Genomic DNA, 12,074 nt, shown 5'->3' on the forward strand with positions numbered 1-12,074 from the left:
ATGGAGGAATCTATTTATTAATCGAGAAAAATATGGAGGTTTCCGATTTAACTCTCTATGGTCTCTAATGCAACTGTTTACCGCTTTAATAAAAATAAAAAAGCGCTAATCCTTGCTCCAAGATAGTGCCATAATGGAATAACTTTGAATATATATTGAGTTCATTTTGTATTATTTACCCCTAAAAAGTATAAGGCATCTTTTACAGTTGAAAAAGTATTTATGTTTTTTACAGAAAAGTCATGTTTAACTGCCTTGAGAGCTAAATCAGGCCTTATCCCTGTTAATATGCACTTCACCCCAAGTAAATTCAGTACGTTTTTAATATCAAATAGATAGTTTATAACTAAATTATCAATATTATAAATCCCTGAGCAATCTAAAATCAAACGGTTAACCTCGTGCTCTTGAACATTAAATGGTACTAATTTCAAGAGTTGTTCTGCCCTCTCCTGATCTATTGCTCCAAACAAAGGAAGAATAGCAATACCATCTAAAAAGGGTACAATTTTGGATGCTAACTCATTGATTTGTCTATTCATTTCATACTGGACTTTCTCTTGTTGTTTTCTCCCGGTGATGTCTTTTACATAAGTTTGGATGGCTATTGCTTCCCCTATCTTAATAGGGTGACAATACAACTCAACATCAACTGGAGTGCCATCCATCCGATATATAGTTTCCTCGATTACCTCTGCTGGTTGGCTATATGCCCCCAATATTCTTTTTGTAATAGCGGGTTTTGAGGTATCTTTGAAGATATCCAAAGGACTTGCTCCAATAACCTCGTCCCTTGATCCACGAAAAAACTTTTCTGCGGCTTCATTTATATATATTATCTTCAGTTGCGAATGGACAATTAGTGGTTCAAGGGAATATTCAATTACTTCTTTATAATTAATACCTTCAATATTATCACTCATTATTTTCACTCCTTAAATCAAGGTTAATTCATTTTAGAGATGTATCCAAGTGAAAAACCTTAAAATTCCTGTTTTATAATAAAGTTTTCTGTTAAAACAATTTTGCTATCTCATAATATAATGGAATTCCGATGATTAAATTTAATGGAAATGTAACACCTAGCGATAATCCCAAATAAATGGACGGATTCGCTTCTGGTACAGATGTTTTTAAAGCAGCCGGTGCAGCTATATATGAAGCACTGCCTGCCAGGACACCCATCAATGTAGCACCTCCTAGTGACAAACCAATCATGCTTCCGATTAAAACTCCTAATGTACCCAAAAACAAAGGGGTAATTAATGCAAAAATCACCAACTTTACTCCATGCCTTCTTACTTCTGGTAATCTTTGTCCCGCTATGAGTCCCATATTCAATAGGAAAAGAATGAGAACACTATTGTATAAATCTACAAATAGAGGTTTAACCATTGGGATAACCTCTTCTCCAAGAGCCAAGCCGATAAATAAACTCCCCAGTAAAAGCAAAATACTTTTCCCAAAGAGGCTTTCTCTCATCACCTCTTTGTCGAATAACACAAGTGATGCCGGGATAAACCCAACGCTATGAGATGGTATATTTAATGTTATTTTGTTTTTCTCGATGATTTTCATTAAAAGAATAGAAACCAAAATTGCTGGACTTTCCATCAACACAACCATCGCATTCATAAAACCTTCATATCCTGTACCATTGCTATCGAGAAAAGAAATGGCGGCACCATACGTAACAATACTTATTGACCCATAGGTAGCTGCAAGACCAATGGAGTTTTTAAAATCTATTTTCATAAAACGTAGTATAAAGAGTATGATAAAAGGAATCGCCCCGCCTATTAGCAGGGTTGCCATAACTGGTCTTATAACAGTGTTAAGGGAGTACTGGGATAGTTCGATTCCCCCCTTTAGCCCTATTGCTATTAGAAGATAAATACTTAATCCTTCACTTAAACCATTTGGAAACTTTAAATCTGATTTAAAAATGGCTGCCAAGAGTCCCAATATAAAAAATAGGACTACAGGTGATAATAAATTTTGCATGATAATTTCTGCCATGGACGTCTATCCTCCTAATTGTTTCAAAAAAAATACCGACAAACTCAGAAAAACTCGCCTGTAACAGCCAATTTTCCATCCATTTGTCGGTTTACCTCCAATTGTATACACCTTTGGAAAGTCTCCCTACTTCTTTATTTTTTCACAAACATCTCTTCGTAATTAGTACATAGCTTGAACACCATGACTCTTTCACATGTTACAGTACTAATATCTGTATAAAAGCTTTTCGTTTCTTCTCCAGTAATATTTCTAATAATCTCTTTGAGGCCTTCAACTCCAGACTCTACCAAATCAGAACGGGTTCTTTTTATTGATATCATTCCTTCTTTCGTTCCACATATAGTCAGCTCTGCGGGTGATAAAATCCCTTTTAGATTCACGATGATCATATCACGCAATATATCTGTTTTGACTGACACAGAACCACGACCCAAATAGTCTTTTTCCCATTGTGTCAACGCTTTACTAATTTCAGATTCAATTAATCCTTTTGATTTCACACTTATTCCTCCCCCGTCCTAACCAATAAAAAAATCGGCATACTTCTTAACATCATCCCCTCGTTAAGAAATATACCGATTTATCGTAATCTCTTCCTAAAGTTGTGCCAGAAAAAACTTTTTCACCCTGCCAATCAGTATTAACAGTGTGCTAAAGCATTCTTAGTACTCAGAAAGAATCTTGATCTGTCGGTTATTAATTTAAATTATACTTTACCTATAAAAATAAAGGTTGTCAATCCCTATTCCCAAAGGATGTGGAATCAGTAATCTGCATTCTTTCTTTTTTCGAAGACTGAACGTCACAGATGAGGTTCTGGTTTATAAGCATGGGAAGTGACAAAATCCACCATAGGACATGATAGCACTTGCAGAATAGTTGACTTTCCCCTATCTCTTTAAGGTATAGACAGAGGGTAGCTGAGATGTTTGCAACCGAACTTTGTCCACCAACCATGATTTTTTCTGCAGACTGGTAACTGTAAATAACCCCAAATTTTAGTTTCCAATTAAGGAAGGTGATTTATTCAAGCTTTACGTCTACAACCAATTTTATCATTGTTTTATTCACAATAAGGACGTTTATCTATTTAATAGATAAACGTCCAATAATTGGATACCCCTCTGGATTGTATCTAGTCAGCAAAAATAGAAACCTTTCCTTTACATTTTTAAAACAGGAATCCATATTTCACTATTGACGGAAGGGGACGTTAAATCTTTACTTTTTATCGATAAAAGCTCAGGCCCTTCTGCTACTTGATAATTCGAAGATGGGAACCATTCAGCATAAATTCTTCCCCAAGTTTCCTGTAGTGTTTGGGGGAATGGTCCTGTACTTTCAAATATAGCCCATGTCAGAGATGGAACTTCAAGTTTGGTAAAGATATCGGGATTCTCGTTAGTTGTCAACACCCCTACATATTGATCCAACTCTCCTTTTTCTTCCATGCGTCCCTCTGAGAAGTTAGCAGATGCTTGAATCAGACCTTTGGGTTCTACATTAGAGAGCTTTTGTAAAAGAGATAATCTTTCTACATCCAAGGATTTCCACATAGCTGCTATTTCTTGATTTTCTCCTTTAAAAATAATGGGAACCCGTTTCATGATACCTACAATTTTAAATGCTTCTTTATGTTCGATTCGGTAGTTCAATTCCGTTCCTCCTATAATCGATAATTGGAAGGTCATATGTGGATATGCTTTTAGTTGTTGACCGCTGTTCCTTGATTCTGATGGTGTGACACCGTGGACATTATAAAAAGCCCTAGCAAATGAGTCCGGTGAATTATATCCATACTTAATGGCTATATCGATTACTCTATGGTTGCTATCATGAAGTTCCAATGCTGCCAAACTAAGGCGTCTTCTTCGAATATATTCGGATAGGGTTATTCCAGCTAGGAAAGAAAACATTCTTTTAAAATGATATTCAGAACATTGAGCTATCCTTGCCACCACCTTAAAATCTATCACACCCGTAAGATTTCCCTCGATATACTTCATTGCATCATTCATATGTTTAAGCATATCCATTCCTATGCCCCCTTTCATTTATAGGTTAGCAGGAGTTTAACTTCGAAACCCGACTTATTGTGCACCATTTTGTAGGTTCGTTTCCTTATGAGATATTACGCTCGGTTTCCACCTCGTTATTATAAGTATATCTAAGAAATTTAGTGAAATATTATTACTAATAACCGAAAAAGGAGGTGGCTACAATGGATGCACACCGAGCACAAGAAATTGCTTCTTCTGAAATTATGGCTAATGTAACCTATAACGGGGAAGGAATTTACATTGAGCATGTAGATGAACAATATGGTACAGCTACGATCCATTACCTTGATAAACCCAATAGTAAATATAGTGTTTCTGTTTCAAGCTTAAATGAACAATAGAAAATATATCCCCTGCCTCCACCTTAATAGGTGGTGGTTTCTCATTTTAATTTACTGTATTAACCTAATACCATTACTGTTCAGCTTCCTTTTCCGAAGGTGTTCTTTTATGTTTTTCCACTATAATTTTTTTGTTAAATATCCTGACTTTATCAACCATGAGTAATCTCATATCCTTGACGATATATTTGGCTAGTTCTTGATCTGTAATGTCATCGCCATCAATATCAAGCCGGAATTCCTGCCCTTGAATACCACCGCCATTAGTAAACTCTATTTCGAAGTCAAACTGAGCTCTTTTTTCCATTTATATCACACCCCTGTACTTGATTGGCTCTTGGATAAATTACATTGGATTCTACACGAATAGAAGTATTCTTTTTCTTTAACCTTTTTAATAGAATATAACCACCCAAATACTCCACCAACACCTATCCCGAAAATACATGATGAAGCTATATTGTCGAATGCTAGCAGACCAACCACTGTCATCATGACCATAAACAAAAAGACGCCATACCAACTTTTTACGAGTTTATTCTCCCCTCAACAAAGCTTTAAAGTGAAATCGTTAGCATGTCCTGAATACCATTCTAAAATTCCACTATATGTACCGTAAATATATTACATAAAAGTGCCAGTATATGACCTAACTTTCAGTTACCTTTAAAAATAAATAATTCTTAGATAAATTCAATTGAATATCTCCTCCAATTAAATCTTTTCCCAAGTCCCTTTGTACATAAGTTATTTCTATGTCTTAATTATAGTGTCAGCATTTTTTAAAGGATTGAAGGTATTAATGTAATATTCTTCAGCCTTCCAATATCTCTTTTAAATTTTTCAAGTTCATGTTTGGCAGCTACTGATTCGCGCGCAAATCTTTTATTTCGAGAACATTCCAAGAATATGATGTTGTGATAAAAGTCTTTCCACTCTTTACGTTGGAGGAACACTCCTTCTATTACAATTAATCCAACTTTAGGTAACTTAATTATTCTAGTATCATGTGCATCGGTTTTATCATCGTAAAATGGTAATTCAACATGATTACTGTCTATAAGTTTTTCAAAGAAATTTTTTCTCAAGCCTTCCACATCCCACTGCAAATAAAAATACTCATACCACTCTTCCAATCCCGTATTATAACGTTGACTGCGTTTAACTATGTGATCATCAATATGAAAGATAGTGTACTCAATATTTTCTTTTTCAAGTAAATTACTCAGTTGTCCTACTAAAGTTGTTTTGCCAGAACGACTAAGTCCATCTATTGCTAAAATGTATCTTTGACGAGTTTTAGCTAATGTAATTAGGTTTGTAAAATTATAATCATTAATTATCATGTCTATCCTTTCTATGAAACTATTGGTTCAGAAATCACTCAAATTCATGAAGGATTTCCTTTTGCTCAAATAACTCCTTTGGATTATCATTCAATGTCGCAGGGAATTAGATAATTAATCTTTAAATGCTAAACCAGCCTCTTCTAATGACTTTTTCATTGTTGGTAAAGAAGCTGGTCCAATACCGTGGAGCTTAAGTATTTCTTTTTCGGTGTACTTAGAGAGTTTTTGCAAAGTGTCAATCCCTTCGTGAATTAAGGCACTTCTAGCAGGTGAACTTAATTTCGATAGGAAACCACTATCAGGTTTATTCTGTTTATTGCAAGTAGGGCAACTTGGACAGTCACTACTTTTGAAATATTTATGCCCTTTTTCACAAACTCTTAAGGTTTTTTCTGCTTTCAAAATAATCCCCCCTATTTTTGTATGAAACTTTGTTTTCATTAATAATTGATTTTATTGGTCAGGTTCAAGTGTACAAATTGTATGTGCTTTAAGGAACTTAATAAGAATATCATCTGTCTCGTTTGATGATTTACCTAGCCAAATTAGATGTCCCCATGTGTCAAGGAGACATAATTCAGAAGTAGGTATTTTTTCATGAGCATGATAAGGGTGTTCTAAGGGTACAGAACCATCATGTTTACTGTGCATAATAAGAGTTGGACAACTTATAGCCTGTAAATTATCAGTAGATACCTCATTTATCTGTACTAAGTCGATAAAAAAACCATCCCCTGATCGTTGTCGATTATTCATTTTTCTTATTGCTTCAACATCCTCCTTACTTAACATCTCCTCTGCTTCATCATGTGTTAGTTTACTAAACGAAGGAAACATTTGATTAAAGATAAATCGTGGAAAGAGATTATTCATAATAGATATTAACTTCCATGTGTATTTTTCAGTTTTGGGACGAAATAATACCCTCGCAGCTTTTAATTCTTTATCCTTTGGAGTAAGCCATTCTTTTGTAACAGCAGATTGTAAAGTAAGTGAGCAAATCATTTCAGGATATTTAGAAGCAAAATAGATACCACTAGGACCACCTGCGGATATTGCGACTAGGTGGACTTTTTTTATATTCAAATGATTTAGTAGCTTCATATAATACTCACTCGCAGTAGATATGCTTTCTCCAATTTCTTTCGAGGTACCTCCATACCCTGCTCTTGAAGGAGTAATTATAGAAAAACCATTCTCTACTAATGCTTTATAACCAAACTCTTCCTTACAATTTGAATGTCCTCCGTGCATGACAAATATAGGTTCACCTTCACCAATAATAGAATATTCTAGAGTTAACCCATTTGTAGAAAATTGATCTATTCTTCTCTCCATAAAACAGCCTCCTATTTTACCTCAAAGATTGCTGCTACTCACTAGTAAAAAGTCGGTAATTGGACTTTTTATTGCTTACTTACTCTAGATTTGCGTGTAGCATATTCCTTATTGCAGGGAAAAGCGTACGACAGTAGGAATTTAACGGTCGTTTTAAAATACGCAAAAGCAACAAAGTTTACGAAAATAGCTTTACAAAAAGCCTTTAGGTCATTTTTCAGGTTTCAAAATGGTTCTTTGGACAGGAATGCCTCCCATTGCAACATTTCGTTCTATGAAAATATAGGCACGACCATCAATGATGAATTTTCGATTCCCTTGATAACTGACCTTTCTCCCTTGTTTGACTAGTTCATCCTCTATAGCTTTAACATACTCTCTAAAATCCTTATACCTTTTATCAAAATCAATGGTAATATGGTCTTTTCTGTATCCCATAACCCAATTAAAACCAAACAAGCATAGTCCAAAAATAATTAATAACAAAATTATCTCCATATCGGTTTTCCTCTTTGATAAATTTCAATTTATGTTTCTCTCTAAAATTTATACGATTTAAAATATGTTTCGTTTCAAAAAAAAGCAAAAACATTATAAATACTCAAAAAAAAGCACTACCTCTGCAATAGAAGTAATGCTCTTTTAAATGTCTTATTTTACAATAGCTGCTTTTCCGGTTTCTTTACTTTTTAAAATGACCTGATCAAGAGCAAATGCCTTTGAGCCATTCATCACAATAAATAATGCCATTGCTAAAAATGCTAAATCAAGTTCATATCCAGCCATTTGGCCATTTCCTAAAAAGCCAACAGCAAATTTTACTTTCAGGATAGCTCCAACCATTAGTAGGGCTATCAAACCTGAAACAACTCTACTAAACAAACCAAGAACTAGCGCGATCCCACCAATGATTTCTAACAATGCAACACCATAAGCAAAAAACCCTGGTAATCCAATGCTGTCAAACCAACCTACTGTATTTTCTATTCCACCTTGAAATTTCGCTAATCCATGAACGAAGAATGTCAAACCTAGTACAACTCTTAAAATTAATGTGCCAATTTCATATTTATTTATCATTTCAGTTCCTCCAATATATTTTTCTGTTCGTTATATGATGTTCGTTATCTTAAAGTTTTAAGAGCACCACTCCATGCTACAACTTCTTCAAGCATGGTATTAAGATTATTTAGATGTAGATCTTGTGGTTTAAACTCCACTCCATTTACAAAGTCTGTAAATAAACTTAAGGTTGGATGTGTGCGAACATCCGCCACTTTTTGTTCTGCAAGAATTCCTCTAAGGTGTTCAGCTGCTCGGGCTCCACCAGTTGATCCATAACTCACGATACCAGCCGCTTTGTTATACCAGGCTTCGCGAGCAAAATCAATAGCGTTTTTCAATGCCCCCGTTATGCTATGGTTGTATTCCTGAACGATAAAAACAAATCCATCTAAACTTGCCAATTTATCATTCCAAGCTGCAATACCTGGTTCTGCCCCATCGGTTGTTCCTAAAAACGGTAAATCATAATTTGCAATATCTACGATTTCATAGTTTGCATCTCCACGTCTATCAGCAATTTCTTTCACCCATTCTCCTACTTGAGGACTTACTCTCCCTTGGCGTGTGCTTCCTAAAATAATCCCTATCTTTAACTTTTCATTTTCCATTGCCTCTTCCTCCTTATTTTTATTTGAAAATATTTTATTTAAAAAACCCATTATTCTCACCACCTAGATGTAAATTTACCAATTCTTTTTTGTTACCTACTTTTCATGCAATTTATTGTGTTTTTCTTTTTTCAATTAGTTGTTTTTCAAAGCTATTAATTGGTTATTAAGCGAATACGATTACCTGAAGGGTCTATAGTAAAGAATGCACCATTTTCTTCAGATACAGTTGCCTGAATATCCTTTAACTGAGATATTATATTATTTTTCTTTTCCTCACTTGAAACCATTAAGGTGAATGATTCAAGTCCAACACTATTAGGAGAAGGTGTAGGGGCGCCGACTCCATTCCAAGTATTTAAACCAATATGGTGATGGTATTTTCCATCCGCAATAAAAAGTGCCTGGGTACCGAATCGGTTTACAACTTCAAATCCAAGTCCCTTCATATAAAATTCCTCTGTCTTTTTCAATTCCTTCACATGCAAATGGATATGCCCCATGGCCGTTTCTGCTGGTAAACCTCTCCATGACTTGAGTTTCTGTGCAGATAAAAGGTCAGGAAAATTAAGTGGATCCACTGTCATTTCAACTTCACCATTAGTCCAATTCCATTCAGAAGGCTCCCGATCAACATAGATCTCAATACCGTTTCCATCTGGATCAGTCAGATAGAGCGCTTCACTTACAAGATGGTCAGAGGAACCAAACTTTAAGCCTACTTTCACAAGATGCTGTACCATTTTAGCTAAATCCGTTCGTTCAGGCAGCAGGAGTGCAAAGTGATATAATCCCGTCGTTCTGCCTTGTTTTGGAACGACATTCTCTGGTTGTTCTATTGATAATAATGCTGTTTTTCCATCCGCACTAAAAGTAGCGGACCTCGGAGTTTGTTCCAACACCTTAAAACCAATGATTTCTTTATAAAAAGCGATGGATTGTTCTAAATTCTGTATCTTTAGGTTTACTTGACCTACAAATGTAATTGGCTCACGATGAAAGTTCATTTTTGTACCTCCTAATTGATAAGATATTGAAACGCAATTTATTAGTTAGTTACTTTATGTAAGTTAGTATATTATTATAATTAAGTGTAGTCAAGTAACTTTTTTATGAAAAATAATTCAATTATCTCTTTTTGCAGTTTATAATATATGAGTAAGGAGTTGATTTAATTGGATAAGTCGATTTGCCCTAGATTTGAGAAAGCAATGGGTTATTTGAGCCAAAGGTGGACAGGGCTAATAATTTACCAGCTTCTATCTGGTCCACAGCGTTTTTGCACGATTGAATCTTCCATCGGTGTCAGTGGCAGGGTCCTATCAGAAAGGTTGAAGGATTTAGAAAACGAAGGTATTGTAAAACGAGAAGTTTTCCCAGAAACTCCAGTTCGGATCGAGTATTCATTGACTGAAAAAGGGATTGCACTCGAACCTCTCATGAAAGAGATGGAAAAATGGTCACAAAACTGGTTAGAAGCATAAAAGTAATAATTATAGTTGATATATTTCATAGGATACATTTGAGGAATTTACTTCCCTTTTGTATCCTTGTTATTTTTGTCTTTTTTAAGAGATAGTATCTGATAGTAATTTTAAATAAATCCTTGCACAAAAATAACCGCCTAAAAGGGCGGTTATTTTTGTGTACATTCTTTCGCATATAAGTTATTTGCTGCGCAGTAAAAGAAAAGTTCCCTAAAATTCTCACAATCCATCCTTTTTGTTAAAAATGTTCATTCCATATTTTCAGCAATATTTTTTAGTTCCACTGCACGAGAAACAATGAATGCTCTCATATACTTTTCTAAGAACAACTTGTCGGCTATAACGCCAATTAGGCCTAATGGCGATTTGTACTGGAATTTATCGATTATAATTGTTCCACCTGCTTCTTCGATAAATTGATGGATATGAGTAAATGAATGGAAAGCTCCTTTCACCATGATATCTACAAATTGATAAGGGGGTTCCATAAATACAACTTTAGCTGTCAACCTTTGCTTGATTCCAAAGTGAATTGCTTCCCAGGTAACAGTATCTCCTTCTTCTAATAACCCTTCTGTCACTCCACCAACAGCTCTTTCCTTTGTTTTAGTGGTCGTTTGAGTATGGATATCTACATTCCTTGCTAAGTTAAAACATATTTCAACAGGAGCTTTAATAAATTGTTGGTGTTCAATCACAGGCATTTTAGATTCTCCTTTTACAACCACTTCTAACATAATGATGTCTTTTGTTGGATTTAATTCTTAATGTTCAATTACAATCTCACCTTCATCTGTAGGTACCTCAAATCCATTAAGGAAGAAAGTTAACATTTCTTCTGTAATGGGGAAGGCAGCATTTGCATCAAAACGTTGGCTTCGTGTCTTGAGTCGTTTTCGCAAATCATTAGGATGAACTTTCAAATATATAAGTTTCCATTTCCCTCCTCCCTTTTCTATGAGGTTTTTATATTTCGTTCTTTTTGAACGTTGCCAAAAACTAAAGTCCACTACCACATGTTGTTTTTCTTGAATCAACTTTACTAGTTGTTTCCGCAACTTACTTTCTGCATCTTTTTTGTAATCCTCATACTTTTCTGTTGGATAGTCTATTCCATAACGACCATTGATAGCCCAAATTTCTTCATCAATCGAAAGACGTATAAAACCTGCTTCTTCTAATTGTTGAGCGAATGTCGTTTTTCCAGAACCTGCTACACCGCACATCATTACAACTAATGAATGGAAATTGTCTCGATCACTAATAATCAGGTTATCTATGATGGACTTTTCAAACAACAGTATTCCCCCTTTTTATTTGCAGGGTAAATCTTCAATGGAGTGTATGGAGACAAAACTTATACTAAAATCGAACTTTTGATTGGTTAGTCCTAAATCCTCCATATGAAGACACATACATTCTATGTTAATCCTCCTGATTTAACCGTTTGCCGTTCGATCCTATTTTTGGAGTTTGCTATACAATACTTTGAACAATCACCACAAACCAAAAATGCTTTAAAAATATCAACCTTGTTTCATATTCATTGGCTGTCTTTCTTTGTTTCCTCAAGGAACCTCACAGCTTCTTCTAGGTGCAATTTCAATATTCATTCCTATATTAACTCCCTATTTGTACAGTGAATTCCTTACCCAATACCTACTACCAATTATTTCATGATTTAAAAATTTCTACAATAAGTTATTCTTATCCTGACCTAATAAAAACGAGCGCTGATCCTTGTCACAGGATTGCGCCCGGTCTCTGAAAAAGAAAATCATATCTCTTTGTCCGCTAAATCATG

At 34.9% G+C, this 12,074-nt stretch carries 15 protein-coding genes and 2 pseudogenes; 2 read left to right on the forward strand and 15 right to left on the reverse strand.

Annotation, left to right across the window (positions count from 1 at the left end; genetic code table 11):
• Positions 1-161 precede the first annotated feature (161 nt).
• The 4 genes from MKY77_RS15870 to MKY77_RS15885 all read right to left on the reverse strand — a co-directional run bounded on the left by MKY77_RS15870 (position 162) and on the right by MKY77_RS15885 (position 4,058).
• Positions 162-923, reverse strand: a complete 762-nt coding sequence (locus MKY77_RS15870; RefSeq protein WP_339146795.1) for an STAS domain-containing protein — start codon at positions 921-923, stop codon at positions 162-164.
• A 91-nt stretch (positions 924-1,014) separates the two neighbouring features.
• Positions 1,015-2,019 (reverse strand): sodium-dependent bicarbonate transport family permease, encoded by a 1,005-nt coding sequence (locus MKY77_RS15875; RefSeq protein ID WP_339146796.1) that lies wholly within the window; start codon positions 2,017-2,019, stop codon positions 1,015-1,017.
• Between the two features lie 134 nt (positions 2,020-2,153).
• Positions 2,154-2,522, reverse strand: coding sequence for a DUF2294 domain-containing protein (locus tag MKY77_RS15880; RefSeq protein ID WP_339146797.1), 369 nt, complete (start codon positions 2,520-2,522; stop codon positions 2,154-2,156).
• A 663-nt stretch (positions 2,523-3,185) separates the two neighbouring features.
• On the reverse strand, positions 3,186-4,058 hold the full coding sequence (locus MKY77_RS15885) for an AraC family transcriptional regulator (protein WP_339146798.1): 873 nt from the start codon (positions 4,056-4,058) through the stop codon (positions 3,186-3,188).
• Positions 4,059-4,243: 185 nt separating this feature from the next.
• Here MKY77_RS15885 and MKY77_RS15890 point away from each other — a divergent pair, with 185 nt between their 5' ends.
• Positions 4,244-4,423, forward strand: coding sequence for a small acid-soluble spore protein H (locus MKY77_RS15890; protein ID WP_339146799.1), 180 nt, complete (start codon positions 4,244-4,246; stop codon positions 4,421-4,423).
• A 73-nt stretch (positions 4,424-4,496) separates the two neighbouring features.
• Here MKY77_RS15890 and MKY77_RS15895 read toward each other — a convergent pair whose 3' ends face one another.
• From MKY77_RS15895 to MKY77_RS15930, 8 genes and pseudogenes are all read right to left on the reverse strand, one after another.
• On the reverse strand, positions 4,497-4,730 hold the full coding sequence (locus MKY77_RS15895; RefSeq protein WP_339146800.1) for a cyclase: 234 nt from the start codon (positions 4,728-4,730) through the stop codon (positions 4,497-4,499).
• Positions 4,731-5,176: 446 nt separating this feature from the next.
• A pseudogene (locus MKY77_RS15900) lies at positions 5,177-5,769 on the reverse strand (kinase).
• Between the two features lie 114 nt (positions 5,770-5,883).
• Positions 5,884-6,174: an RNA polymerase alpha subunit C-terminal domain-containing protein gene (locus tag MKY77_RS15905; RefSeq protein WP_339146801.1), complete on the reverse strand. Its 291-nt coding sequence runs from the start codon at positions 6,172-6,174 to the stop codon at positions 5,884-5,886.
• A 51-nt stretch (positions 6,175-6,225) separates the two neighbouring features.
• Complete coding sequence (locus MKY77_RS15910) at positions 6,226-7,110, reverse strand: alpha/beta hydrolase (protein WP_339146802.1); 885 nt, start codon at positions 7,108-7,110, stop codon at positions 6,226-6,228.
• Between the two features lie 210 nt (positions 7,111-7,320).
• Entirely contained in the window at positions 7,321-7,608 is a 288-nt protein-coding gene (locus MKY77_RS15915) for a hypothetical protein (protein WP_339146803.1), read from the reverse strand.
• 153 nt (positions 7,609-7,761) lie between these two features.
• Positions 7,762-8,190, reverse strand: a complete 429-nt coding sequence (locus MKY77_RS15920; protein ID WP_339146804.1) for a DoxX family protein — start codon at positions 8,188-8,190, stop codon at positions 7,762-7,764.
• Between the two features lie 44 nt (positions 8,191-8,234).
• Positions 8,235-8,834 carry an NADPH-dependent FMN reductase gene (locus MKY77_RS15925; RefSeq protein ID WP_339146805.1) on the reverse strand — a complete coding sequence of 200 codons (600 nt, stop codon included), beginning with the start codon at positions 8,832-8,834 and terminating at the stop codon, positions 8,235-8,237.
• Positions 8,835-8,938: 104 nt separating this feature from the next.
• Entirely contained in the window at positions 8,939-9,790 is an 852-nt protein-coding gene (locus MKY77_RS15930; protein WP_339146806.1) for a VOC family protein, read from the reverse strand.
• Between the two features lie 168 nt (positions 9,791-9,958).
• Here MKY77_RS15930 and MKY77_RS15935 point away from each other — a divergent pair, with 168 nt between their 5' ends.
• Positions 9,959-10,267 (forward strand): helix-turn-helix domain-containing protein, encoded by a 309-nt coding sequence (locus MKY77_RS15935; protein WP_339146807.1) that lies wholly within the window; start codon positions 9,959-9,961, stop codon positions 10,265-10,267.
• Positions 10,268-10,518: 251 nt separating this feature from the next.
• On the opposite strand, the gene MKY77_RS15940 is transcribed toward MKY77_RS15935, so the two are convergent.
• The 3 genes and pseudogenes from MKY77_RS15940 to MKY77_RS15950 form a co-directional block, all read right to left on the reverse strand.
• On the reverse strand, positions 10,519-10,974 hold the full coding sequence (locus MKY77_RS15940) for an SRPBCC family protein (RefSeq protein ID WP_339146808.1): 456 nt from the start codon (positions 10,972-10,974) through the stop codon (positions 10,519-10,521).
• 60 nt (positions 10,975-11,034) lie between these two features.
• Positions 11,035-11,568, reverse strand: a complete 534-nt coding sequence (locus MKY77_RS15945; protein WP_339146809.1) for an ATP-binding protein — start codon at positions 11,566-11,568, stop codon at positions 11,035-11,037.
• A gap of 30 nt (positions 11,569-11,598) precedes the next feature.
• Positions 11,599-11,780, reverse strand: a pseudogene (locus MKY77_RS15950) (methyltransferase domain-containing protein); the annotation flags it as partial.
• Between the last annotated feature and the right edge of the window lie 294 nt (positions 11,781-12,074).

The organism is Sutcliffiella sp. FSL R7-0096 (assembly GCF_038595065.1).
Lineage (GTDB): Bacteria > Bacillota > Bacilli > Bacillales > Bacillaceae_I > Sutcliffiella_A.